Here is a 23369-nt window from a genome sequence, read left to right as displayed (position 1 = left end):
TCCCTCACCAGAAGACGCAACAGGGAAGTTTACGGAAGGGTGAGGGAGGGTGGGGTGAGGTGAGTGAAGGATGGGTGCGGTTGAGGTTGAGGGAGTGCGACTGCCCCTGCCAGCCGTCCGGCCGTCCCGGCGTCCGCCGCGTCAGGGGAGCTGCGGGCCGCTCGGTAGCGCGTCGGCGGCCTCGTGCAGCAGTCCCCTGAGGTGACGGATGCCGGGACGCCTGGCCGTGCCGGTGCGGGCGGCGGTGAAGACCGTGCGGGTGACCGGGCGGACGAGGGGGTGCAGGCTGAGGGCGGCAGCGCTCTCGGGGAGCGCCAGTCGTGGCACCAGCGCGACACCGGCGTCGGCGGCGGCGAGCGCGGTCAGCACCGAGAAGTCACTGCTGCGCGCCCGGATGCGGGGCACGAACCCGGCGGCCCCGCAGGCGCGTTGGATCATCTCGTAGCAGGACGCGACGGGGGCGGGGGCGAGCCACGGGGCGTCCGCGAAGGCCGCCAGGTCGGCGGGTCGGCCGGTTGCCAGGCCGAGGCGGGACGCCCGGTCGGGATGCAGGGCGAGCAGCACCGGGTCGTCCAGCAGCTTCGTCTCCTCGCAGCCCGGAGGGAAGTCGCGGGGCAGCACGGTGTAGCTGTGCACGAGGGCGAGGTCGATCTCCCGCTTGCGCAGCCCGACGAGCGCGATCTCGGGCTCCTGCTCGACGAGTTGGAGCGTCAGCCCCGGCCGCCGCTCGGCAGCGTCCCCACCGGGGCCCGCCCCCGGAAACCGGCCCGTTCCCCGGCCCGCACCCGCCGTTCGCTCGCCGTGGGCGGCGCGCTGGCGGGCACCGTCGTGCTGTGGGCCTCGGCCTTCCCCGCCATCCGCGTGGGTGTCGGCGGACTCGGGGTGGCCGGGCTCTCGTTCCTGCGGCTGCTCGTGGCCGCCGTGGTGCTCGTCGCCGTCGCCCCCTTCGCCGGGGTGTGCCTGCCGCTCCGGCGCGACCTGCCCCTGATCGCCCTGTGCGGCGCGACCGGGATGACGGCTTACCAAGGGCTGCTCAACTGGGGCGAGGTGCACGTACCCGCGGGAACCGCAAGCCTGTTGATCGCGGCGGCACCGGTGTTCAGCGTCCTGCTGGCCGGGGTGTTCCTGTCGGAGGCCGTGACCCGCCGGATCGTGGTGGGCAGCCTGGTGGCGCTGGCCGGGACGGCCGCCGTCTCACGCGCCGACGGCACCTCGGGGTTCACCCCGTCCGTGCTGGTCGTCCTGGCCGCCGCGCTGTTCCAGGGCACCTACCACACGGCGACCAAGCCCCTGTTGAAGCGCTACAGCGGCCTTGAGGTCGCCACCCACGCCATGGTCGCCGGGGCGCTGTTCGCGCTGCCCATGCTCCCGGCCACCGTGGACGCCGTGGGCCCGGCGCCGACGGGCGCCCTCGTCGCGGCGGCCTTCCTCGGCCTGCTGCCCTCCGCGCTCGGCTTCGTCATCTGGGGCTACGCCGTGGCCCGCCTGCCGGTGTCGGCGTCCACCGCCGCCCTGTACCTGGTGCCGCCCGTCGCGCTCGTCATCTCCTTCGTGTGGCTGGCGGAGGTGCCCCACCCCGTCGAACTGGCCGGCGGCCTGGTCACCGTCATCGGCGTCGTCCTCCTCAACCGCCGTACCGGGCGGCAGGATTGAGGCGCGGTCATCGCCCGCCGCCGCCCGACAGGCGATGACCGGCCCCGCGAGGACCGCTGCCGGGCACCTACCGCGTCGCCCCCTCGCCCATCCGTGTCCGCGCTGGACCAATGGGGTCGGAGCGGCACACGGCAGGACCGGCGCCGGGTATAGACGCTCTGACGCACGCCGGACCGCACCCCGAACAGGAGCTCATCAGATGTCGAAACCCCCGCTTCCCGACGCGGCCGTCGCGATGCTGGCGCAGGCGAATCCGGCCGTCATCACGACGCTGCGCCCGGACGGCCAGCCGGTGTCCACGGCCACCTGGTACCTCTGGGACCACGGCCGGGTGCTGGTCAACATGGATGAGGGGCGCAGACGGCTCCAGCACATCCGCCGCGATCCCCGGGTCACGCTGACCGCGCTCGACGAGGGCAACTGGTACACCCACCTCAGCCTCGTCGGCCGGGTCACCGACCTGTACGAGGACAGCGACCTCTCCGACATCGACCGGCTGGCCCACCACTACCTGGGCAAGCGGTATCCGCGGCGGGACCGCGGGCGGGTCAGCGCCTGGATCGAGATCGACCGCTGGCACGGGTGGGGCACGCTGAAGGACAGCGGCCAGGTCGGCTGACGCAGGGCGGGGCACCCCTCGGCCTCCGGGCGGCTCCGACGGAAGCGGCCCCGCGGCGTGCCGCGGGCGGTGAGCCCCAACAGCCGCTCCCCCGGGCCCCGTTGACGCAACACGGCGCCCGGGGCGGGGGCTCGAACCGATCGGCCCCGGTCGCACAGGAGAGGAAGGGAACCCACCATGGCGGATGTGCGTCACCCGGGGGCGATGCTGCGGCGGGCCTGGCTGGTGAACCGGCCGTTGACGGCGACCGGCGTCCTCATGGCCGCGCTCCTCGTCGCCACGTCGGCGGGTGTGCTCCTCGACCTGCGCGCCATCACCGGGCAGCCCGCCTGGGCGAAGCCGTCCCGGTTCGCGCTCTCGATCTGCCTCTACTCCTTCACCCTGCTGTGGCTGCTGACCTTCGTCCGCGGTCACGACCGTCTGGTGCGCCTGGTCTCCCTGGTGACCGGTGTGGCGCTGACCGTGGAGATGGTGCTGATCGCCGGGGCGGCAGCGGCCGGTACGACCAGCCACTTCAACTTCACCACGGCCGCGACCTCGGCGGTGTGGCTGACCATGGGCGGGTTCATCCTGCTGACCTGGGTGATGAACCTCGTGGCCGCCGTCCTGCTGCTGCTCCAGCGGATGGACGACCGGGTACTGGCCTGGGGACTGCGTCTCGGGGTTTTCATCGCTGCCGTGGGCATGGCGGTCGCGTTCCTCATGACCCTGTCCACCCCCCGGCAGGACGCGGCGGCGGCAGCGGGACGCGGCATGCCGATCGGCGGTGCGCACACCGTCGGGCCGGACGACGGCGGGCCGGGACTGCCGGTCACCAACTGGAGCACGGTCGGGGGCGACCTCCGCGTCCCGCACTTCGTCGGCCTGCACGCACTCCAGGTGCTGCCGCTGGTGGGCCTTCTCCTCACGCTCGGGCCACGGCGGCTCGCTCCCCGGTACCGCACCGCGCTGGTGTGGATCGCCGCGCTGACCTACCTCGGCGTGATGATCATCCTGACCTGGCAGGCGCTGCGCGCCCAGCCGGTGACATCGCCGGACGGCCCGACCGCAGGCGCCTTCCTCGCCCTGGTGGCCGCCGCCTGTGCCGCCGTGGCGGTGGTGTTCCGCCGGGCCCGTACCTCCGCCCGCTGAGGCCGCGCGGACGGAGACGGGGTTCACACCTCGGTGACCAGGTCCGTCAGCGGACGGCGGCCGGTGGGGATCGCGGAGGTACCGGCGGGCCGGGTCGCGGGGTGGCCGAAGGAGAGCGCCGTACGCACCCGCCACGGGGCGGCGATCCCGCACACCTCGCCCGCCCGGTCGACGGCGGAGTCGGGAAAGAGGGTGGCGGGGCAGCTGCCCAGGCCCTGGAAGTGGGCGGCGAGCATCATGTTCTGCGCCACGCGGCCGGCGTCGAACTGCGCGTCCAGGCCACCGGCCGCCTCGTCGATCGCCAGGGCCACCGCCACCGGTGCACCCGCCAGATGTCCTGCGTAGGCGCCCAGCAGGGCGAGGCGGCGGCGCGCTTCGGGGCTGCGGACCACGACGAAACGCCACGGCTGGCGATTGCGGGCCGACCCCGTCCAGCGGCCGGCCTCCAGCACCCGGTGCAGCTGTTCGTCGGCGACCGGCCGGTCGGTGAACCACCGGGTGGCCCGCATCGACACGAGCGCCTCTCCGGTCGCGTGCGATGACGGCTCCATGACGTACCTCCGCCGGCTTGGCAAGTTGACGAGACGAGAGATCATTTTCGCCCAACTGCCGGGCCGCGGCAGCGGAGGGGCCCCGCGCCTTCCGGAAGGGCGGGGGCCCGCGCCGAGCGGCCGGCGAACATGCCAGAGTGGGGCGATGCAGACCATCGGGTTGATCGGCGGCATGAGCTGGGAGTCCACGGCCGAGTACTACCGGCTGCTGAACGAGCTGACGCGGGAGCGGCTCGGCGGGCTGCACTCCGCGCCGTGCGTGCTCTACTCCGTGGATTTCGCACGGATCGAACGGCTCCAGGCTGCCGGGCGCTGGGACGAGGCCGGGGAGCTGCTGGCCGAGGCGGCACTCGCGGTGCAGGCCGCCGGTGCGGACATGGTGCTGCTCTGCACGAACACCATGCACAAGGTCGCCGACCGGGTGGCGGCTGCCGTGCGGATCCCGCTCGTGCACCTCGCCGACACCACCGCCGCGGCCGTACGGGCGCAGGGCCTGCGGCGCGTCGGGCTGCTCGGCACCGCGTTCACCATGGAGCAGGACTTCTACCGTGACCGTCTCGCCTCCCATGGGATCCAGGTGCTCGTCCCGGATGCCGCGGGGCGGCGGCGCGTACACGAGGTGATCTACGACGAGTTGTGCCTCGGTGTCGTACGTGAGGAGTCCCGGCGCGACTACCAGGCTGTGATCGCGGATCTCGTCACGGCGGGGGCCGATGCGGTCGTGCTCGGCTGCACCGAGATCGAGTTGCTGATCGGCGCGGACGACAGTCCTGTCCCGGTCTTCCCCACCACCTTCCTGCACGCCGAGGCGGCGGTGACGCGCGCCCTTGAGGCCGCCGAGGAGCCGGAGCGGCGCTGAGCGCGCGCCGATGAAGCGGCCCGCGCCCGGACAGCCGCGTTCGATTGGCCTCACCGCACATCAACTGCCCTTCCCCGCCGCGTCGATGAGGATCTGTGCCAGCTCGCGGGGGCGGGAGAACATGGGCCAGTGGCCGGTGTCCAGCGTGACCAGCCGCCAGTCCTCGCCGACCAGTAGCGCGGCCACTCCCTCGCCCGGTTCGGCGCCGTCGGGCAGGCAGGCGAGGTAGGTCGCCGGGAGGCCGCCGAACGCGCCGGACAGTGCGGCCGGTTCGGTCAGGGTCGCGCCCGGGTGCGGTGTGGAGCCCGCGACGATCCATGCGATCTGCGCATCGCTGAGGTCCTGTCCCGCGTAGTCGGCCGCGGTCAGCGGCGGCCAGAAACCGCCGTGCGCGGCGATCGAAGCCTCCACCTCCGCCCGGCCGTCCGGCCAGGCGGACACGAAGGACTCGCCGTCGGCCGGAACGCTGGAGTCGACGAAGACCACGCGGGTCAGCCGGCCGCCGATCCGCTCGGCGGCCTGACCGACCGGTATTCCCGCATAGCTGTGCCCGGCCAGGACGACGTCGTGCAGATCGCGGCGTTCGATCTCGTCGACGATGTCCTGGACGTGGGTCTGCTGCCCGGCCGGGACGTCCCGCTTGCCGGCGAGGCCGGACAGCGTCAGGGGATGAGCGTCATGACCGGCCGCACGCAGCTCGGGCACCACCTCGTCCCACGCCCACGAGCCGAGCCATGCGCCTGCGACCAGCACGAAATTCGTCATGCCCGCAACGTAGCGGAGGGGTCTGACAATCCGGCCCGGCCGCCGGAACGGCAGGGTCGTCGCTGCTGGAGCGCCTGTGCCCGGAGCCGTGCCGGGGGGCCAGGGCGCTTCTGATGGATCTCCGTGGAGGAAGGAGCGGCGTCTGGTGCGTGCGATCGCAAGGCGCCGGGATGCCTTCATAGCGGAGCTATGGGGACATTGCGGCAACGCCGCGAGCGTGCGTGCCAGACGCCGCGACGCCGCGGAGATCCATCAGAAGCGCCCTAGGCGCCTGACGGCTCCGGGCGGTCGGCGTGCGGCGCATGTGTGACACCGGCAGGGTGAGAAGGGTGAATGGGGAAACGGTCAGGCGGTGGGCGGTCTGGGCGCCGGCAGCTGTGATCCTGCTGGCGGTGATCCTGGACCTCGCGACACCCACGCCGGTGACGACCGCGCCGCTGCTGGCCGTGGCGCCTGTGCTGTCGGCCCCGCTGCTGAGCCGCCCCATGATCATCGTCGTCGGCCTGGTCGCGATGGGCGTGCACGCGCTCCTCGCCTACCTCGACGGCACGTTCGGCTGGCAGCGCGGCATCTCCAACCAGCTCACCCTGGTGGCGGTGACACTGCTGGCGATCGCACTGAACCGCTCCCTCCGCTACGAGCACACCACCGCCCAGCACGCCAGGCGGGCCGCCGCGACCGCCGTACAGGCCGTGCTGCCGACTCCCCCGAGCCGGATCGGCGCGCTGCGCATCGCCGCCCGCTACGTGCCCGCCGAGAGCGGCGCCCTGATCGGCGGCGACCTGTACGCGGTGCAGGACACTCCGTACGGGGTGCGGGCGATGGTCGGCGATGTGCGCGGCAAGGGGCTCAGCGCCATCAGCGCGGTCGGCATCGATGTGGGCGCGTTCCGCTTCGCCGCAGATCAGGCGCCCGATCTGGTCGGGCTGGTCGACATGCTGGAGGAGGCACTCCAGCGTGAGGGGCAGCGTCGGCGGGGGCTGGAGCAGTCCGAGGGGTTCACGACCGCGCTCATCGCGGAATTCGCGGCCGATCTGAGCTGCGTCCGCCTGGTCAACCGAGGCCATCCGCCTCCGCTGCTCCTCACCTCACGCGGCGACGTGACCGTCCTGGAGCCGTCGGACGAGGCGCCCCCTTTGGGCATCACCTCGCTGGGCACGTGGGCCACGACGGTGGACACCTTCGCCTTTCCGCCCGGTGCGACGCTGCTGTGCCACACCGACGGCATCACCGAGGCCCGCAATCCGGCGGGTGTCTTCTACCGGCCCGAGTCGCGCATTCCCCACCTGCTGGAACTGCGGCTGAAGGCCGCTCGCGGCGCGCAGCCCGTCGATCCCGGTACCGTCCTCGATCTGCTGATCCGCGACGTCAGCCGGCACAGCGGCGGCCGTGCCCAGGACGACCAGGCGCTCCTCACCCTGCACCGCCCGCTCACCACGGCCACGCGGCCCACCGGCGGGCACAGTCCGTAGCCGCCTCCTGGCCTGCGGTCGACGACGCACACGCGCGGGAAGGGGCAGCTGCCGATCACACGAAACCGAAAGCGCCGCGTCAGGATTTCCGGCCCGGGGTGGGGCGCCAGGAAGTCAGCCCGCCCGTGGGGGTGCGGGCGCGCCAGGCGAGGTATTCGGGGTAGGTGCGTACGGCGTGCTCCAGGACCGCTTGGTAGACCCACACTCCTGGTAGCGGATCTCCCTGCGCGGCGGCGCCCTCCTTGACGGCGAGGATCGCGTCGCGGGTCTCGTCGGTCAGCGCGTTACGCAGGGGGTCCACGAGGTCTGTGGCGCGGGGTCCGGGGTGGTCGTGGGGGAGCCACCACATGTCGATCTGCCAGGTGCGGTCGGTGTGGTCCTCGTAGTCGAGGCGCCAGTAGAGGCCCTTGTCGTCCAGGTCCAGGGCGTTGGTGAACCGGAGCCTGCGCACGCCGGGCAGCTCGGCGCACGGGGTGAGCGCCGCGAATCCCTGGGCCACGGAGGGGGCTTCGGAGTAGATCTCCAGGTCGATGTCCGGCTCGACCACCAGGTCGAGCGCCACGGATCCGACGAGTACCGGGGCGCCGAGCGGGCGCCACCGCTCCAGCAGTCCCAGCGTCCCGAGAATCGCGAGGGCGTCCGTACGGCGGTGTCGGGCGCGCTCCCGGCGCGCGGCTGAACTGTCCATCCGTAGAGGGTAGGAGGGGCTCGGCGGGACGGCTCGCATCCGTACCGGTGCGGGGCTTTGCCGTGCCGGTCCGAGCCTCAACGGGTCAGTCGGTTCCGGTGGGTCGGGGTTCGGCGGTGGGTGTGGCCCGGCACGTCGGGCAGCGGTCCGTGCCGTCCCAGCCTTCCCAGCCGAACACCTCGGGTGAGAAGGGCCGGTTCTCCAGTTCGTTGCGGACCGCGACGCGGTAGCGCCAGACGGCTCCGATGTAGTGGTGGTAGACGTCGTGGAAGGCGGATGAGGAGGGTGTGGCGCCGGTGGCGACGGTGCGTTGGAGGTCCCGGAGCCGCTCGAACATGGCCTGACCGGCTCCGGCGACCGCCGCGGAGGCGTCGATGTACAGCCGCTCGCGTACGTCGTAGAGCGCGGCGTCGGCCAGTGCGGCGCGGGTGGCCGCCTCCAGGTCGGGCTCGGCGCCGGGGTCCTGGGCGATCTGGCGCAGGCGCGCGTGGCAGACCCCGGCGGCCGAGATGAACTCGATGTACACCGCGCGCCGTCGCGTCCCCACGCCGCGGTCGTCCTCGCGCCGGTGGCGCAGGTAGTCGGCGAGCACGGTCCCGGTGATGGCGATGGAGCCGCCACTGACCGTCGCGACGAGTGTCCCCCAGTCCACGCTTCCTTCTCCCCCTGTGCGGGTGGTGATCCCGCTGCGTACGTGGTGATCCGAGTGGCCGAATCTACGGAATCCACGGGCCTGTTGGGAAGCGGGAGCAGGAGCGGAAGCGGAGACCGTGGCGGGGCGCCCGGGGCGGTCAGTGGTCCATGTGGGCGGCGATCTCCTCCGCGCAGGCGCGCAGGGCCGGTACGTGGGAGCGCAGTTCGTCGGCTTCGGTGAGGGCGACGGCGGCGCCCAGGGAGACGGCCAGGCGGGGGGTGTACCCGGCGGGTGCGGGCACCGGCACGGCGATGGAGCGGACGCCGACCTCGCTCTCCTCGTCGACTTCCGCCCAGCCCTGGGCCCTTACCCGGTCGAGTTCTGCGCGCAGCGCGTCCGGGTCGGTCAGGGTGCGGTCGGTGACCTGCCGCAGCCCGGCCGTGAGGAGTTCCTCGCGTTCGCGCGGCGGCAGCGCGGCCACCAGTGCCTTGCCGAGCGAGGTGGCGTGCCAGGCGTTGCGGGTGCCCTCGGCGCTGCGGAGCTGGAGGTGCTGGGTGCCCTGTGCGGTCAGGACGAGGAGGACGTCGCGGTCGTAGCGGATGCCGGCGATCGCGGGCAGGCCGGTGCGGGCGGCGAGGTGGCGCATGGGGGCGGCTGCCGCGGAGTAGCCGGCCGGTGAGCGGTGGAATCCGCGGGACAGTTCGAGTACCCGTACGCCGAGGGCGTAGCGCCTGGTGTCCTCGTCGTAGGAGACGAAGCGTTCGGCGGCGAGGCGTTGGAGGATGCGGTGGGCGCTGCTGACGGGGAGTGCGGCGGCGCGGGCCGCTGCGCTGACGCCGAGGCCCGATGGGTGGTCGGCCAGCACGGTCAGCAGCCGCAGGCCCCGGCTGAGCAGGTCGTCGCCGGACGTCGTGGTCACGCTGCTCGTCTCCTGTGTGGTGCGTGGGTGCGCCGGGACGGTTCGCCGGCGCGTTCAGGTGCGGGTCGCAGCGGTCGGCTGCCTGGTCACGGTACCCGGGGCGGGCGGGGTGCGGGGCTCGCGGACGGCGAGCATGAGTGCTGCGGAGAGCAGGGCGCCGGCCGCCATGAGGGCGAAGGCGCCGCCGTCTCCCAGGGGCGTGCCGCGTATCCAGCCCACCAGGTAGGTGCCGGCGAAGGAGCCGAGTGCGCCGAGGGAGTTGACCAGGGCGACGGCCGCGCCGGACACGCCGGGCGGGGCGAGCGCGGAGACCAGGGCGAAGTAGGGGCCGTAGGGCGCGTAGAGGCAGAGTCCGGCCACGACGAGCAGGGCGAGTGCCACGGGGAAGTTCGATCCGGCGGCGTAGGACCCGAACAGGGCGAGTCCGCCCGCGCCCAGCCACGGCCATACGGCGATGCGGCGGCGTCCGCTGCGGTCGGACAGGCGGGAGTTGACGAGCATGGCGAGGACCGCGAAGGCGTAGGGGACGGCGGTGAGCAGTCCGGTGGCGCCGATGCCTTCGCCGGATCCCTTCTTGACGATGGAGGGCAGCCAGAAGATGAAGCCGTACATGCCGAACGACCAGAAGAAGTACTGCACCGCCATCAGGAGCACCGGGCGTGAGCGCAGCACCTTGCGGTACTCCTGGCTCAGGGTGCCCGAGGGGGCGGGGGCGGCGTTGCGGTCCTCCTGGAGGGCGGCCAGTTCGCCGGCGGACACCCAAGAGGCGTCCTCGGGGCGGTCCTTGAGGAGCCGCAGGCACAGCAGGCCCCAGATGACCGAGGGGATGCCTTCGACGATGAACATCACGCGCCAGTTGGAGACGGACACCAGCCATCCCGACAGCGCCGAGAGCCACATCACGGTGACCGGGTTGCCGAGGATGAGCAGGGTGTTGGCGCGTCCGCGCTCGCGGTCGGTGAACCACCGGCCCAGGAGCATCACCATCGACGGCAGCACCGCGCCCTCGACGACGCCGAGCGCGAAGCGTACGGCGATCAGCTGTCCCGGGCTGCTCAGCAGTCCCTGCACCACGGCGAGCAGCCCCCAGGTCACGGTCGACCAGGCGACGAGGCGGCGGGCGCTGCGCTGCTCGGCGTAGATGGTGCCGGGGATCTGGAAGAAGAAGTAGCCGAGGAAGAAGGACGCGGCGATCAGCGAGTCGAGGCCCGCCGAGAGGTGCAGTTCGCCGGTCATGCCGCCGGCCGATGCGATCGCGTAGTTGGACTTGTCCAGGTAGGCGAGCGAGTAGGTGAGGAAGGCGACCGGTATCAGGTACCGGGCCCGGCTGGAGCTCCAGAAGCCGCCGGTGGGCGGTGGGGCGCCGGCGGGTTGCCGCGCTCCTGTGGACGTCGGGGAACCGCTGGTCCGCCGGGAAGATGACGGCATTGTCATCCCTGACCCCCTGTTTTCCGTGAGGTGGAAAGTGTTTCACTGGGCGGGAAGAACTTACGAGGGCGCGGCGGCCGGGTCAATGGCCGGACGCACTCAGCCGCCGAACACCCCACCCCGAGCGAACGAAGCCGTGAACAAGCCGCCACCACCTCGAACAAGGGACGAATCGGACGCGGCGGACCACGGCCCGCGCCCCAGCACCGAAGGAGAGCCGCGATGACCGACATCCTCATCCCCTGGCCGGAACTCGACCTGCGCCACGGCCCCTGGCCCGACGGCGTACGCGTCCACCTCTGGGACGGCATCGCGCCGCCCGAACACCTCCCCCAGGAAACGCTCGACCTGGTGGACCTGTGGGTCATGCCCTACGCCGTCCCCGACGCACACCGGCTGCTGCCCAGGCTCCCCGCCCTCCGCGCGGTCCAGAGCCTCAGCGCCGGAGTCGACAAGCTCCAGCCGCTGCTCCCCCCTGGTGTCGCCCTGCACAACGGCCGCGGGCTGCACGACGCGTCGGCCGCCGAGCACGCCATCGGGCTGATACTCGCCGCACAACGCGAACTGCCCCGCTGGGCCGCGGATCAGACCGCCGGACGCTGGCAGCCGCACTTCACCCGCTCCCTGGCCGACAGCCGGGTGGCCCTCATCGGATACGGCTCCATCGGCACGGCCCTGGAACGCCGGCTGCTGGCCTGCGAGGCCGAGGTCGTACGGGTGGCCCGCACCGCCCGCCCCGACCAGCGCGTCCACGCCGTCGACGAACTGCCCGAGCTGCTGCCCGACGTGGACATCGCGGTCCTGATCCTGCCCGAAAGTCCCGCCACCACCAGCCTGTTCGGGGCCAGGGAGCTGGCGGCGCTCCCCGACGGCGCCCTCGTCGTCAACATCGGCCGCGGTCGCACCCTGCACACCGACGCCCTGCTCGCCGAGGCCGGCACGGGCCGCCTGCGCGCCGCCCTCGACGTCACCGACCCCGAGCCGCTCCCCGCGGACCACCCCCTGCGGCACGCACCCGGCGTCCTCATCACGCCCCATGTCGCGGGCGGCTCGGCCGCGTTCCGCCCGCGCGCCGAGCGGCTGATCGTGGAGCAGGTACACCGATGGGCCGCCGGAGAGCCGCTCCTCCACCCTGTCTCCGCCCGCTGACGCCCCCGTCGTCGTGCCGCCCGTGCCCTCCGTTCCCAGGGGCAACAGCAAGACACCCGCCACCGCGTTCATCTGACAAGATCAGCTGCGAGGCCCTGTCCCCGGCCCCACGCCGCAGCGATCACGGGCGGCACAGCGGCGCGCCGGGCCCGTGACACGCGGCCCGGCGGCGGCAGGCGCGGAGCGGACCGACCACTCGCCCCGAGCCGGGCCGCCCTGCGCGCCGGTCCGGGGCAGGCACTCGCCACTCCTTGCCGAGCAAGACGACAGGACACACATGCACTTCGGGACATTCCCCGCCACAGGGGTCGCCCGTCCGATGGGGCACCGCGCGCCGGACAGCCGGAGCGCCGGGGGACGGATACCGGCGGGCAGCCGGGCAGCACCGCTCCCGCGGGAGAGAAGAACGACGGAACCGGCACCGCGGGAGGGCACACGGTGACCGGCGCCTACATCCTCCCGCTCAGCACCGCGGCGCTGCTCTTCCCCGTCCTCGCGGTGCTGATGTCGGTGCCGATGGCGATCGTGCTCTACCGGCGGCACGGCATCATGACGCGCTGGCGGACGCTGTCCGTCTACGGCTGCGTCTACTACGGCATCTCGGCCCTCTGCCTGGTCGTGGTGCCGCTGCCGGGGCCGACGGTGGACGTCTGCCAGGCGTATCCGTCCTTCGGGAAGCCCCAGTTCATGCCGGGCAGCTTCGTTGCGGACCTGTGGAAGGAGGCGCACCACCACCTCTCCTTCGGTGCGCTCATCCTGCACAACCCCGCCTTCTGGCAGACGGTCTTCAACCTCCTTCTGCTGCTGCCCCTCGGCGTCTTCATCCGGCTGCACGTCCGCCGCGGCCTCGTCGCCGCCACCGCCGCGGGCCTGCTCGCCTCGCTGTTCTTCGAGTTGACCCAGTTCACCGGGCTGTGGGGGATCTACCCGTGCCCGTACCGGCTCTTCGCGGTGGACGACCTGCTGGCCAACACGGCGGGCGCGTCGATCGGTTGGGCGCTCGCCGGGCCCCTGGCGCGCTTCCTGCCGGAGCTGGACACGCTGGACGACCGGGCCCTGGCCGCCGACGACACGGTCCCGTTCGGCCGCCGCCTGGTGGCGCTGGTGGTGGACATGACGGGCCTGGTGGTGCTGACCGTGCCCGCCACCTTCGCCGTCTACCTCGTCTCCGACCCCGGCGACGCCCTGCTGACGCCGGTCGTCATCCTGGCGCTCTGGTTCGTGGTGATGCCGTGGCTGACCGGCGCGACACCGGGCAAACACGCACTGCTGCTCCGCCTCACCGGACCCGGCGGAGCCCGGCCCGGCCTCGGCCCCCTGGCCCTGCGGGCGCTCGCCCTGGCCGCTCCCCTGGCACTCACCACACTGTGCCTGGTCGCGGTCACACCCCTCATCGGCAACCCCATGTCCGGGGACCTCGCCGGGCTGCTGGCCGTCGCGGTGCTCGGCTGCCTGGCCGCCGTGGTCTGCCTGGCGCTGTACGCCTGGGGCATCAGGGACGCCCGGCGGCACCCCGAGCGGCTGGGCAGGCACGAGGTCTGGTCCGGCGTGACGAACGAGGCGCTGCCACACCTGCGCGCCCGCAAGGGGAACACCCCCGGCGCCGACCGTACGGCGGCGTCCGACGACGCGCAGCGGCAGCAGACGGAACGGGCACACTCCGGGTCGTGAGACGTCCTGCCCCGTGACCGGCCGGCCGACGCGCCCCGGCGTGACCGGCGGGCCGACGCGCCCCGGCCGCCGGTCACGGAGGCAGGGCAGCACACCGGATCCAACGAACCCGGCCCTTCGCTCAACTCCCGCTCTCCGCCTCGCGTCACTCCTCCCACAGGGGCACAACCGGCCCCATGAGTACCGGAGGTAGGACGGATGAACCGTCAGGCAACACGTAACGCCTTACTCGCTCTTGCCGTGACCGCCTCGGTAGGGGCGACCTCACTCGCCCCGGCCCACGCGACCGCGGCGGCCGGGAACCATCCCAAGGGCCCGGCCGCGGCCGTCGCACCGGCCGGTGCGCACGAAGCCACGCAGGCCGCGCTGCACAAGGCTGTGGAGAAGGGTGGGCTGCCCGGGATCTCGGCCGAGGTCCTGGACCGTACGGGCACCTGGAACGGCTCGGCGGGTGTCGCGGACACCGCGACCGGACGGAAGCGTTCGGCGGACGAGCACTTCAGGGCGGGCAGCATCACCAAGATGTTCATCGCGACCGTCATCCTCCAACTGGCGGACGAGGGACGGCTGAGCCTGGACGACAAGGTCGAGAAGTGGCTGCCAGGACTGGTGCGGGGCAACAAGAACGACGGCCGCACCATCAGCCTGCAAGAGCTGCTCAACCACACCAGCGGCCTGTACAGCCACACCGATGACGAAGAATTCAAGGTCAACGCCTCCGGCAAGAACTTCCCCGAGCACCGCTACGACACGTACACGCCCGAGCAGCTCGTGGCGGTCGCGATGCAGCACACGCCGAAGCCCGATGCCCACACGAACCCGTGGTACTCGAACACCAACTACGTACTCGCCGGCATGGTCATCGAGAAGGTGACCGGACATTCCTACGCGTACGAGGCGACGCAGCGCATCATCAAGCCGCTGAAACTGCACGACACTTCATTCCCCGGCACCGCGGCGCAGCTGCCGTCGCCCCACCCCGTCGCCTACTCGCGGCTGCACGACGAGAACCCCGACGCCCCGATCCACGACGCGACCGAGCAGAACATGTCCTGGCTGGGCGCATCGGGCGAGCTGATCTCCACGACCGGTGACCTCAACCGCTTCGAACGCGCCCTGATACGAGGGGAGTTGCTGCCTCCGGCGCGGATGAAGGAGATGCTCGAAGAGGTACCGGCCGGCCACGAAACGGGCTACGGGCTCGGCGTCGAATTCGCCACCCTGAACTGCGGCATACAGGTGGTCGGCAAGACCGGCCGGACCAACGGCTCGCTCTCCGGCGTCGTCGGCACCGCGGACGGCGAGAAGCAGCTGACCTTCAACATCAACGGCGACTGGCTGACGGACTCCGCGGTCTACACCGACGTCATCGAGGCGGAGTTCTGCGGAAAGCCCGGGCCCCCCCCCCCCCCAAAACCCCCCCCCCCACAACCCCCCCCCGCCGGGGGGCGCACCCCCGCCCCCCCCCCCCGCCGCCACACCTGAACAAAAAACCCTCGCAGGCGCCCCACGCAATGCCGCCGTACGGGCCCCCGAAGCGCACGCACCCCTCCCCACTGGCACCTGCCCGACGGGCGGGGCCACCCCCGAGGCGCTGCGCAAGATCTTCGCCGGACTGACGGAGATCGAACTGCGCCGCATGCACGACGAGCCGGAAACGTCACCGCTCTTCGGCGAGCCCTTTCTGTGGACGGCCCTCTTCCGCAAACCCCGCCAGGACGCCGCCGGGCAGCACACCCAACCGCCCCCGGAACAGCGGCAGGAGTAACGCGCACCAACCCCCGGACGCACCCGCGGCACCGACTCTCACTCGCCGGGCTTCTCCCAGACCGATACGTGCTGCCGGCTCTCACTCGTAAAGGGCTCCCCCGCCCACCCCGCCCACCGCTCCCGCAACCGCAGCCCGGCCAGCTGGGCCATCAGGTCCAGCTCCGCCGGCCAGACGTACCGGAAGGGGAGGGAACGGTACTCGGCATGCCCGTCTGCAACGTCAAAATGATGCGAGCTCATCGCCTGGGTGGCCACGTCATAGGTGTCGAACCCCCAGCGATCCGGGCCGACATGGAACGGTACGGCGTTCTGCCCCGGCGGCAGCCGCCGCAGCTCGGGCACTATCACCTCGATGACGAAGCAGCCCCCCGGCTCCAGGTGATCGGCGGCGTTGCGGAAGCAGGCGACCTGCGCCGCCTGCGTCGTCAGATTCATGATCGTGTTGAAGACCAGATACGCGACGGAGTACGTGCCCGGCACCCGGGTCGTCGCGAAGTCGCCGGTGGTCACGCCGATCGCGTCGCCGCCCGGCTTGGCGCGCAGCCTGGCAACCATGGCTCGTGACAGATCGATGCCGTGGACCGGGACGCCGCGGCGGGCCAGCGGCAGCGCGATGCGTCCCGTCCCGATGCCCAGCTCCAGCGCCCGGCCACCCGCCGCGAGCCCCGCCAGAAACCCGGCCGTCTCCTCGACGACAGCGGGTTCGAACATCTCCCCCGACGACTCGTCGTACGTCGCCGCAACAGGCTCTCCGAAGTAGCCGTCCTCATCGTCCATGGCCGGACGGTACTGCGAGGGGCCCCGGCCGCGCTGCGTATTTTCCGGGCGTCGACGGCCATATGGCCCGGCAGCGCGGCGGCGGCCCGGGCCACTGAGGCCCGGCCGCACACTCACCTTCCGGTGGGTCCGCCGCCGCCCAGTCCCCCGCCGTCCGCCGCCCGCGATCCCACTGTCCCGCTATGCCTCGTCGCCGCTGCCCGTGCGGCATTCCGGATGGCCCCAGCCGTCCGGGTTCTTGGCGATGGACTCGCCCGCCAAGTACGCGCGCCCGCAGCGGCAGCGGCCGGGGAACTTCGCCTTCAGCGTCCGCGCCGAGCCCCCGGCGCTGCGCTTGCGGGGCGCCGACGACGTCTTCGCCGCCGAGCCCTGGGTGCCGCGGCGCCCGCCACCGGACCGTGCGACGTCCGGCGCGGCCGGCGGCTGCGCCGAGCCCAGCGCGCTGCCGGCGGCCTCCTGAGTGATCGCTGCCTGGCTCGCCGCGCGGTCGGCGAAATCGTTGAGCCGGTCCCCGTCCACCTGGTGCGCCGGCACGTACCGGAACTCGACGGAGCGGCCCGCGAGCAGCTCGTCGATACGGACGACCAGTTCCTGGTTGGCGACCGGCTTGCCCGCCGCCGTCTTCCAGCCCTTGCGTTTCCAACCGGGCAGCCAGGTCGTGACCGCCTTCATCGCGTACTGGGAGTCCATCCGGATCTCCAGCGGGACGTCAGGGTCGACCGCCGTCAACAGCCGCTCCAAGGCGGTGAGTTCCGCGACGTTGTTCGTCGCCTTCCCCAATGGACCGGCCTCCCACCGGCTTGGATTGCCCTCCTCGTCCGCGACGACCCAGCCCCAGCCCGCAGGACCGGGATTCCCTTTCGACGCCCCGTCGCACGCGGCGCTCATACGTTCAGCCATGCCGTCGATCATCCCAGGTGGGAGCGGGGGCGGGGGCCGTGGGGGCTGGCGCCCACGCAGAAGCCCCTGCCAGTGAAGTGTTCGATATCTTCACCGGCAGAGGCTCGGGTTACGCTCTTACGCCAGAGGATCAGGTGACGCGCCGCCGCCCCGCCCTGTACCTCGCTGCGTTTCCTCGTTCGGGCCGCGCTTCAAATAGGGCATGCAGACCCCTTGCCCTTCCGCGCTGTTATACGACTGTCCGTGGCTCACCGAATCGACGTGCTGGCTCCCAGAGTGGGAAGGAGAGTTAGCTATAGCAAGTGCAACGATGAAGTCAAATGGCGAAAACAAGTGCGATGGCTCCTTGACAGGGCACAAGAGGGGGCGAGCATGGCAGGGCACCGATGAACCGGCACCCCCATCGCTCACTACTCCGCAATGATCACTCAAATCTCTGGTCATCGCAAATTCTTCTGCGCTCCTCGGACCTGACAGGAAGTCTTACAGGGGGTTCCATCCAGCATAGACTTTCGGCATATGCCAATAGTCCAGTCGCTCCAAAAGACCGCTTAAGGCACCTTGCACCTTTTCGCGACACACAGCGGAGTCGGCGAGCTCAAATCACTCGCGACCGACAGCGTCGCCCCGCGGTACAGCCCATCAGTCGCCGGAGGGCAACTCACCCAACCCCTGGAGCCCAGCCAACGCCCCCCGAGCCCGGGCCTCCTCCGCGCGCGCCCCGATGCGCCGGCTGAGGTCAAGGCCGGCCTTCCAGCGCTCGGCCGCCTGCTGGAGTCGGCCGGTCGCCCGAGCCACTCGCCCCAGGTCATAGAGGGCGGCGATCTCCTCGCCGGTCGCGCGGATGCGCCGCGCCTCCACCAGGGCGGCGAGGTGGTGCGTCATCGCTTCCTCCTCGCGGCCCACCGCCTGGAGTGCCCTACCGAGCCCATTCCGGGCAATGACGGTTCCGCGCGCATCGGCGACGCTGCGCAGCGCGGGCAGGGCCGCCTCAAAGAGGCGCAGCGCCTCGTCGGCTCGCCCGGTTTCGGCGAGAACACTGCCAAGGTTCATTTGAAGCGTCGCGTAATCGCCTCTACTGCCCATACTTCTCGACAGATCCATGGCTTTGCGATATGCGCGTTCCGCAGCATCCAGATTTCCCAATTTCTGCTGCAGCTCCGCAATATTGTTCAATGTGCGATATGTACCCCTTTGGTCACTGACTGCGGTGAATCCAGCGAGAGCCTCGGTGAAGCATTTCAGCGACTCTTCGATCCGATTCAGATGCAGATAGGTGATACCAATGAGGTTGTAACCGCGAGCAATCTGAAACTTGTCCGATGTTTGCAGTCGCAGATTAAGAGAGTGTTTCTGCAACTCAAGTGCAATGACGTATTGCCCCGTGTGCCAGAGCGGAATGGTCAATTGATGAATCGACTCACTCTCCAGCTCCGGCATCTTGAGCGCCCGTGCGAGCGCGAGCGCCTCATCGGCCGTCGCGTGCGCTTCATCGTAGTGACCACTGTGTGCGCACACCGTACTGAGATCGAGCAGTGCGCACGCGAGGGCATGCTCGTCACGGACCGTACGCCAGTGCGCGACGGCCGCGCGCAGCAGTGGCTCGGCCGTCGCCAGGTAGCCCTCCATGTCCAGGAATCCGGCGAGCACGTGGACGACTTCGGCCAGTCGCCCCGGCGAGCCCTGCGCCCGCACGTATTCCAGCGAGGCCAGGAGATTGCCGCCTTCCGTGATGAACCATTGCTCTGCGTCACCGGCATTGGTGAGACGGCCGCCGGGCTCCGCCACCGGCGCTTGTCCCGTGGGGAGCGGCGCGGAGCGTGAGCGGAAGGGGTAGGCGAGCCGGTCGGCCCGGTCCGCGACGCCGAGGTAGTGCGCCGTCAGCCGCTGGAGCGCCTGCCGCACATCGTGATCGGAATCGACGTCCGTGTCCTCGCCGGGCTCGTCGCCTATCAGTGTGCGCGTGTACTCGCGTAAAAGATCATGAATTCGGAACCGGTGCGGGGACGGCTCGAAGAGGAGGTGCCCGGTCAGCAGTGCCTCCAGCGCGCGTTCGGTCTCGTCGAAAGGGAGTCCGGACAGTGCGGCTGCGGCCTGCGGTCCGAACTCGACGCCGAGATGACGGCCGACGCGACGGAACACCAGCTTTTGCGAGGGGGTGAGATCGCGATAGGAGAGGGCGAAGATGTGTGCCATCCGCACCTCGCCGTCGCGGATTTGGGAGAGGTGACCGCCACTGCCGTTCAATTGCCGCAGCAGGTCAGCGGCTGTCCAGGACGGCCGGGAGAGCAGGCGGCTGGCGAGGATTTCAATCGCGAGGGGAATGTATCCGGCGAGCCGTACGATTTCCGCGCTGTCCGTGCGGCAGGGCAGGCGGTGCGGCCCCAGACGGCGCTCGAACAGGGCGACGGCGTCGTCGACCGGCATCTCGTCGAGCGAGATCGAGCGTATCTGCGGCAGGCCCGTGAGCCGTCGGCGGCTGGTCACGATGACGGCCGTCGGTGAGGAGCCGGGCAGCAGCGGCCTGATCTGGGCGAGCCCCGCGGCGTCGTCGAGGATCACCAGCATCCTGCGGTCCTGCACGGTGGTGCGCCACAGCGCCGCGAGTTCCTCCGTGCTCTGCGGCAGATTCTCCTTCCCGAGCTGGCGCAGCAGAATGGCGAGGCCCCGAGCCGGGTCCAGTGGCTCGCTGTCCGGCGTGTGCCCGCGCAGGTGGAGGTAGAGCCGGCCGTCGGGGAACCGGTCGCGCAACTGGTGGGCGACATGTACCGCGAGCGAAGTTTTTCCGATTCCTCCCATCCCGCCGATCGCCTCGACCGTGACGACGGGACCGCCTGCCCGGCCGGCGACGTCGAGGGCGTCCGTGAGATGACGCAGTTCGTCGCGACGGCCGACCCACAGCACGTCCATCGGCAAATTGTCCGGTGCCGCGCCCTTCGGGGCACCGGCCCCTGCCCTGACGGGCTCGGGCAACAGCGCGTCGGCCGCGGTGCCGGACAGGATTCCCCGGTGTATGTGCTGGAGCCGGCGGCCGGGTTCGGATCCGAGGTCGCGGGTGATGCGGCGGCGGGTCTGTTGCAGGAGCCGGGTCGCTTCGGCGGTACGGCCGCTGCCGTGCAGGGCGAGTGCGAGTTGCTCGACGAGCATTTCGTCCACGGGGTGTTCCTCGGCCAGCGGCAGCAGACCGGGTACGGCCTCCGCGAAACGGCCCTCCCGGAGGAGGAGGCCGGCGCGTAACTTCCCTGCGGTCAGGCTGACTTCCCGTACCTCGCCGCGTACCTGTTCGGCCCAGTAGGCGGTGATCCCGGCCAGCGGCTCGCCGCCCCAGAGGCCGTCGGCGCGGTCCAGCATGCGGAGCGCGTCGGCCGGTGCCCCGCTGTCCCGCAGGGTGCGGGCCTGGGCCACGAGGCTGAGGTAGCGGCGCAGATCCACCCGGTCCGGATCGACTTGCAGGACATAGGCGTTGGCGCGGCTGATGATGGTGGGCGCGTCGCTCCCGGCGCTGCTCAGCGCGCGCCGGATGCGGGAAATGTGCACGTAGAGAGCGTCTTTGGCCTTGGCGGGCGGGGTGTCGTCCCAGACCCGGCGGATCAGGGTGTCGATGCTGACGGTGCGACTTGCGTCCCAGGCCAGGGCGGCAAGCGTCAGCCGCGTCTTCATCGGTCTCAAATCGTCGGATTCACCGGCCGCCGGCACCTCGACCGATCCTGAAAGCCTGATCCAGAACTCCACCAGCGCCCCTCCCGCCGGTACGGTCTCCCCGTGCCCGACAATGACATGCACCTGGCCGACGCGACCAGATGCATTTCGTTGAAGTCTGGAATTGGCTTACGACCACGCATCTTTGTGTTCCTGAAGCGCGCGAGGCGGGGAGATGTCAATGTGCGGCTGACGCCGAAGTATGAGCGATGCATATGCCTATGACATTCTGGAGCCCTGTGCTGAGGAGGTTGCGGACGTGCCCACTCCCGAATTACACAGAGCCGATGAACTGCTGTCGGCCATGATCATGTGTGGGGGGAAAGAATCAGCCGGATGGCCGGAATTGGCCGCGGTCGCGCGCATCGCCGCGCACCGGCCCGTTGTCGCCGCCTGGGAAAAGGCCGCGGACGGCACCTCCGCCACGCTGCGCGAACTGGCCCTCGCCCTCCACGCACGGGCCGTTGACGACCCCGCCGTCCGCCAGGCGCTGAACGACTGGCTCCGGCGCCACGCGCCACGGCCCGACGCCGCGCCCCAGTACACCAACACCCTCGCAGGACAGGCCCAGGTGTACGGGTCGAGCGTGCAGGCCCGCGAGATCCGCGGCGGCGTGCACATTCACCAGCCCGTGACAGCGGCCATCCCCGTCCCCCGTCAACTGCCACCGGTACGTCCGGAGTTGATCGGGCGCGAGGCCGACCTGCGGGCACTGGAGGATCTGCGGGGCACCGCGCGTCTCGTCGTGGTCAGCGGGCTTGCGGGGGTCGGCAAGACGGCGCTCGTCTCCCGTTGGCTGCGACGCTGCGCGGACGACTACCCCGACGGCCATCTCTACGCCGACCTGAGCGGCCATCTCCTGGATCACCCCGACGTCCCGGACGGTGCCCCGGCCGACGACGCGACCGGGCCCGCGGCCCCGGTCGGCCCGGTGAGCGCCGCCGATGTGCTGAGCGGCTTCCTTCAGGCGCTCGGCGTCACCGCCGTACCCGCGGACACCGCGCAGCGCGTCGCCCTGTGGCGGTCCCTGACCTCGGGCCTCCGGCTCGCCGTCCTCCTGGACAACGCGGCGACGGCAGCCCAGGTCAGACCTCTGCTGCCCGGGGCGTCGGACAGTCTCACCATAGTCACCAGCCGAAATCAGCTCACCGGCCTGGTGGTCGACGGCGCCGCCGTGCACCGGCTGAGCGCGCTCGCCCCGGAGTCGGCCGTCGAACTGCTGGCGACCGGCGGCGGAGCCCGCGTCGCCCAATCCCCGGTCGCCGCCCGTGAGGTGGTCGCCCTGTGCGCCTGCCTGCCGCTGGCGGTGTGTCTGGCAGCCGCCCAACTGGCGTTCCGGCCGCACCGCTCGCTCTCCTCGCTGGCCGACAGCCTGTCGCAGGGACAGGGCGTGCTCGATGCTCTCCGCATGGACGGCAGAGCCGTGGTACGCACCGCGCTGGACGCCACCTACGCGCTGCTGCCCCCGGACGCCGCCGCGCTCTACCGGACGATGGGCCTGCTGCCGGCCGACCGGTACGACCTCTTCATGCTGACCGCGGTCGGCGAGTTGCCGTACGCCGGGACCGAGCGGGCGCTGAGCGCGCTGGTGGAAGCCAATCTCGTGGAAGAGACCGGCCCGGGAACGTACCGCCTGCACGACCTCATCCGCTCCCACGCGCGGCGCCGCGGCGATTCCCAGGAGGACGCGCCGGCGCACGAGCGGACGCTCCGGCGGTTCGTCGGCTGGTGCCTGCGCACCGCCACCGCGGCCGAGGGCATCCTCACCCCCGCCCACCGCACACTGCCCCGGGACTTCGGTGCGCCCGACATCGCGCCGTCTCCGCTCAGCGGCCCGGCCGATGCGCTGGCCTGGCTCGACGGGCAACGCACCGGGCTGATGGGGGCCGTACGCCACTGCGCGCGGGTGGAATGGCACACGGCCTGCTGGCAGTTGGTGGACGCCATGTGGCCGTGGTTCGTTCGCGTACGCAACTCCGATGCCTGGATCGAGGCGCACGAACTGGCGCTGGCCGCCGCCCGCAGCGCCGGGGACCGGGCGGGCGAGGGCCGCATGCTCACCTCCGGCGCGATCGGCTTACGGGACGCCGAACGCCACCCGGAGGCGATCCGCTGGTTCACCGAGGCCCTGGAGCACGCCACCGCCGACGGCGACGTCCGGCAGCAGGCACAGGCACTCAACGGCATCGGCCACGTCTGCCTGCGGGCCGGACAACTCGACGCGGCACGGGAGCACTTCACCCGCTCCCTGCACCTGCGCGAGTCGGCAGGCTACCGGCGCGGCGCCGCACTCACCCGCATCAGGCTCGGGGAGACCGCCCTGGCCTGCGACCGGCACGACGATGCCGCCGAGTACTTCGCAGCGGCACACACCGCGCTGGAAGCGGAGAACGAAACCTACGAGGCGGCCCGCGCGCTGGCCTTCCTCGGTCACGCCGAGACCTGCCGGGGGAATCACGTCAGCGGCACACCACGGCTGCGCGCGGCGCTGCAGATCTTCCGCGAGCCCGACACCCTCTCCCGGCACTGGCAGGGACGCTGCCTGGAATGGCTCGGGCAGTCGGCGCAGCAGCGCGCGGATGCGACGGAGGCGGTCCGGTGCTACACGGCGGCCCGTGACCTCTACCGGCTGGTGAGCCCGTCGGACACCGAACGGCTCGACGGCCGGCTGCGACAGCTGTGAA

General features: G+C 71.4%; 19 protein-coding genes and 1 pseudogene. 10 read left to right on the top strand and 10 right to left on the bottom strand.

The genetic code is table 11. The annotated features are described in order from the left end of the window. Positions 1 to 141: 141 nt before the first annotated feature. The gene (locus tag ACIBK8_RS09625) at positions 142 to 681 is read right to left on the bottom strand and encodes a LysR substrate-binding domain-containing protein (protein ID WP_399041226.1); all 540 of its coding nucleotides are present in this window, start codon (positions 679 to 681) and stop codon (positions 142 to 144) included. On the opposite strand from ACIBK8_RS09625, the gene ACIBK8_RS09620 reads away from it, so the two are divergent. The 3 genes from ACIBK8_RS09620 to ACIBK8_RS09610 all read left to right on the top strand — a co-directional run bounded on the left by ACIBK8_RS09620 (position 631) and on the right by ACIBK8_RS09610 (position 3403). After that, positions 631 to 1653, top strand: a complete 1023-nt coding sequence (locus ACIBK8_RS09620) for a DMT family transporter (protein WP_399041132.1) — start codon at positions 631 to 633, stop codon at positions 1651 to 1653. The genes ACIBK8_RS09625 and ACIBK8_RS09620 overlap by 51 nt on opposite strands. 199 nt (positions 1654 to 1852) lie before the next feature. Then, the gene (locus ACIBK8_RS09615; RefSeq protein ID WP_399041131.1) at positions 1853 to 2272 is read left to right on the top strand and encodes a PPOX class F420-dependent oxidoreductase; all 420 of its coding nucleotides are present in this window, start codon (positions 1853 to 1855) and stop codon (positions 2270 to 2272) included. Positions 2273 to 2449: 177 nt separating this feature from the next. Continuing rightward, entirely contained in the window at positions 2450 to 3403 is a 954-nt protein-coding gene (locus ACIBK8_RS09610; protein ID WP_399041130.1) for a hypothetical protein, read from the top strand. A gap of 23 nt (positions 3404 to 3426) precedes the next feature. Here ACIBK8_RS09610 and ACIBK8_RS09605 read toward each other — a convergent pair whose 3' ends face one another. Further along, positions 3427 to 3954, bottom strand: coding sequence for a nitroreductase family protein (locus ACIBK8_RS09605; RefSeq protein WP_399041129.1), 528 nt, complete (start codon positions 3952 to 3954; stop codon positions 3427 to 3429). A gap of 145 nt (positions 3955 to 4099) precedes the next feature. Between ACIBK8_RS09605 and ACIBK8_RS09600 the strand changes: the two genes are divergently transcribed. Further along, positions 4100 to 4813: an aspartate/glutamate racemase family protein gene (locus ACIBK8_RS09600; RefSeq protein ID WP_399041128.1), complete on the top strand. Its 714-nt coding sequence runs from the start codon at positions 4100 to 4102 to the stop codon at positions 4811 to 4813. Positions 4814 to 4873: 60 nt separating this feature from the next. On the opposite strand, the gene ACIBK8_RS09595 is transcribed toward ACIBK8_RS09600, so the two are convergent. Next, positions 4874 to 5578: an alpha/beta fold hydrolase gene (locus ACIBK8_RS09595; protein WP_399041127.1), complete on the bottom strand. Its 705-nt coding sequence runs from the start codon at positions 5576 to 5578 to the stop codon at positions 4874 to 4876. Positions 5579 to 5907: 329 nt separating this feature from the next. Here ACIBK8_RS09595 and ACIBK8_RS09590 point away from each other — a divergent pair, with 329 nt between their 5' ends. After that, entirely contained in the window at positions 5908 to 7050 is a 1143-nt protein-coding gene (locus tag ACIBK8_RS09590; RefSeq protein ID WP_399041126.1) for a PP2C family protein-serine/threonine phosphatase, read from the top strand. 79 nt (positions 7051 to 7129) lie between these two features. Here ACIBK8_RS09590 and ACIBK8_RS09585 read toward each other — a convergent pair whose 3' ends face one another. From ACIBK8_RS09585 to ACIBK8_RS09570, 4 genes are all read right to left on the bottom strand, one after another. Then, positions 7130 to 7738 (bottom strand): hypothetical protein, encoded by a 609-nt coding sequence (locus ACIBK8_RS09585; RefSeq protein ID WP_399041125.1) that lies wholly within the window; start codon positions 7736 to 7738, stop codon positions 7130 to 7132. A gap of 85 nt (positions 7739 to 7823) precedes the next feature. Then, positions 7824 to 8390, bottom strand: a complete 567-nt coding sequence (locus ACIBK8_RS09580; protein ID WP_399041123.1) for a CchlQ — start codon at positions 8388 to 8390, stop codon at positions 7824 to 7826. A gap of 139 nt (positions 8391 to 8529) precedes the next feature. Next, entirely contained in the window at positions 8530 to 9291 is a 762-nt protein-coding gene (locus ACIBK8_RS09575; protein ID WP_399041121.1) for an IclR family transcriptional regulator, read from the bottom strand. A gap of 54 nt (positions 9292 to 9345) precedes the next feature. Beyond that, positions 9346 to 10719, bottom strand: a complete 1374-nt coding sequence (locus tag ACIBK8_RS09570; protein ID WP_399041120.1) for an MFS transporter — start codon at positions 10717 to 10719, stop codon at positions 9346 to 9348. A gap of 222 nt (positions 10720 to 10941) precedes the next feature. On the opposite strand from ACIBK8_RS09570, the gene ACIBK8_RS09565 reads away from it, so the two are divergent. The 4 genes and pseudogenes from ACIBK8_RS09565 to ACIBK8_RS09550 form a co-directional block, all read left to right on the top strand. Then, positions 10942 to 11868 carry a 2-hydroxyacid dehydrogenase gene (locus tag ACIBK8_RS09565; RefSeq protein ID WP_399041119.1) on the top strand — a complete coding sequence of 309 codons (927 nt, stop codon included), beginning with the start codon at positions 10942 to 10944 and terminating at the stop codon, positions 11866 to 11868. A 438-nt stretch (positions 11869 to 12306) separates the two neighbouring features. Continuing rightward, entirely contained in the window at positions 12307 to 13539 is a 1233-nt protein-coding gene (locus tag ACIBK8_RS09560) for a VanZ family protein (RefSeq protein ID WP_399041118.1), read from the top strand. 198 nt (positions 13540 to 13737) lie between these two features. Continuing rightward, positions 13738 to 15024: a serine hydrolase domain-containing protein gene (locus ACIBK8_RS09555; protein ID WP_399041117.1), complete on the top strand. Its 1287-nt coding sequence runs from the start codon at positions 13738 to 13740 to the stop codon at positions 15022 to 15024. 97 nt (positions 15025 to 15121) lie between these two features. Beyond that, positions 15122 to 15307: pseudogene (locus tag ACIBK8_RS09550) on the top strand (SAM-dependent methyltransferase); the annotation flags it as partial. Positions 15308 to 15345: 38 nt separating this feature from the next. Here the strand turns inward: ACIBK8_RS09550 and ACIBK8_RS09545 are convergent. The 3 genes from ACIBK8_RS09545 to ACIBK8_RS09535 all read right to left on the bottom strand — a co-directional run bounded on the left by ACIBK8_RS09545 (position 15346) and on the right by ACIBK8_RS09535 (position 20718). Beyond that, on the bottom strand, positions 15346 to 16086 hold the full coding sequence (locus tag ACIBK8_RS09545) for a class I SAM-dependent DNA methyltransferase (RefSeq protein WP_399041116.1): 741 nt from the start codon (positions 16084 to 16086) through the stop codon (positions 15346 to 15348). 180 nt (positions 16087 to 16266) lie between these two features. Next, positions 16267 to 16998 (bottom strand): ribonuclease H, encoded by a 732-nt coding sequence (locus ACIBK8_RS09540; RefSeq protein WP_399041113.1) that lies wholly within the window; start codon positions 16996 to 16998, stop codon positions 16267 to 16269. 630 nt (positions 16999 to 17628) lie between these two features. Further along, entirely contained in the window at positions 17629 to 20718 is a 3090-nt protein-coding gene (locus tag ACIBK8_RS09535; protein ID WP_399041112.1) for a tetratricopeptide repeat protein, read from the bottom strand. Positions 20719 to 21031: 313 nt separating this feature from the next. Between ACIBK8_RS09535 and ACIBK8_RS09530 the strand changes: the two genes are divergently transcribed. After that, positions 21032 to 23368 carry a tetratricopeptide repeat protein gene (locus ACIBK8_RS09530; RefSeq protein WP_399041111.1) on the top strand — a complete coding sequence of 779 codons (2337 nt, stop codon included), beginning with the start codon at positions 21032 to 21034 and terminating at the stop codon, positions 23366 to 23368. Position 23369: the final 1 nt, after the last annotated feature.

The sequence above is a fragment of the Streptomyces sp. NPDC050161 genome, assembly GCF_044460025.1.
Classification (GTDB): domain Bacteria; phylum Actinomycetota; class Actinomycetes; order Streptomycetales; family Streptomycetaceae; genus Streptomyces.
This window is presented reverse-complemented; position numbering and strand designations above follow the sequence as displayed.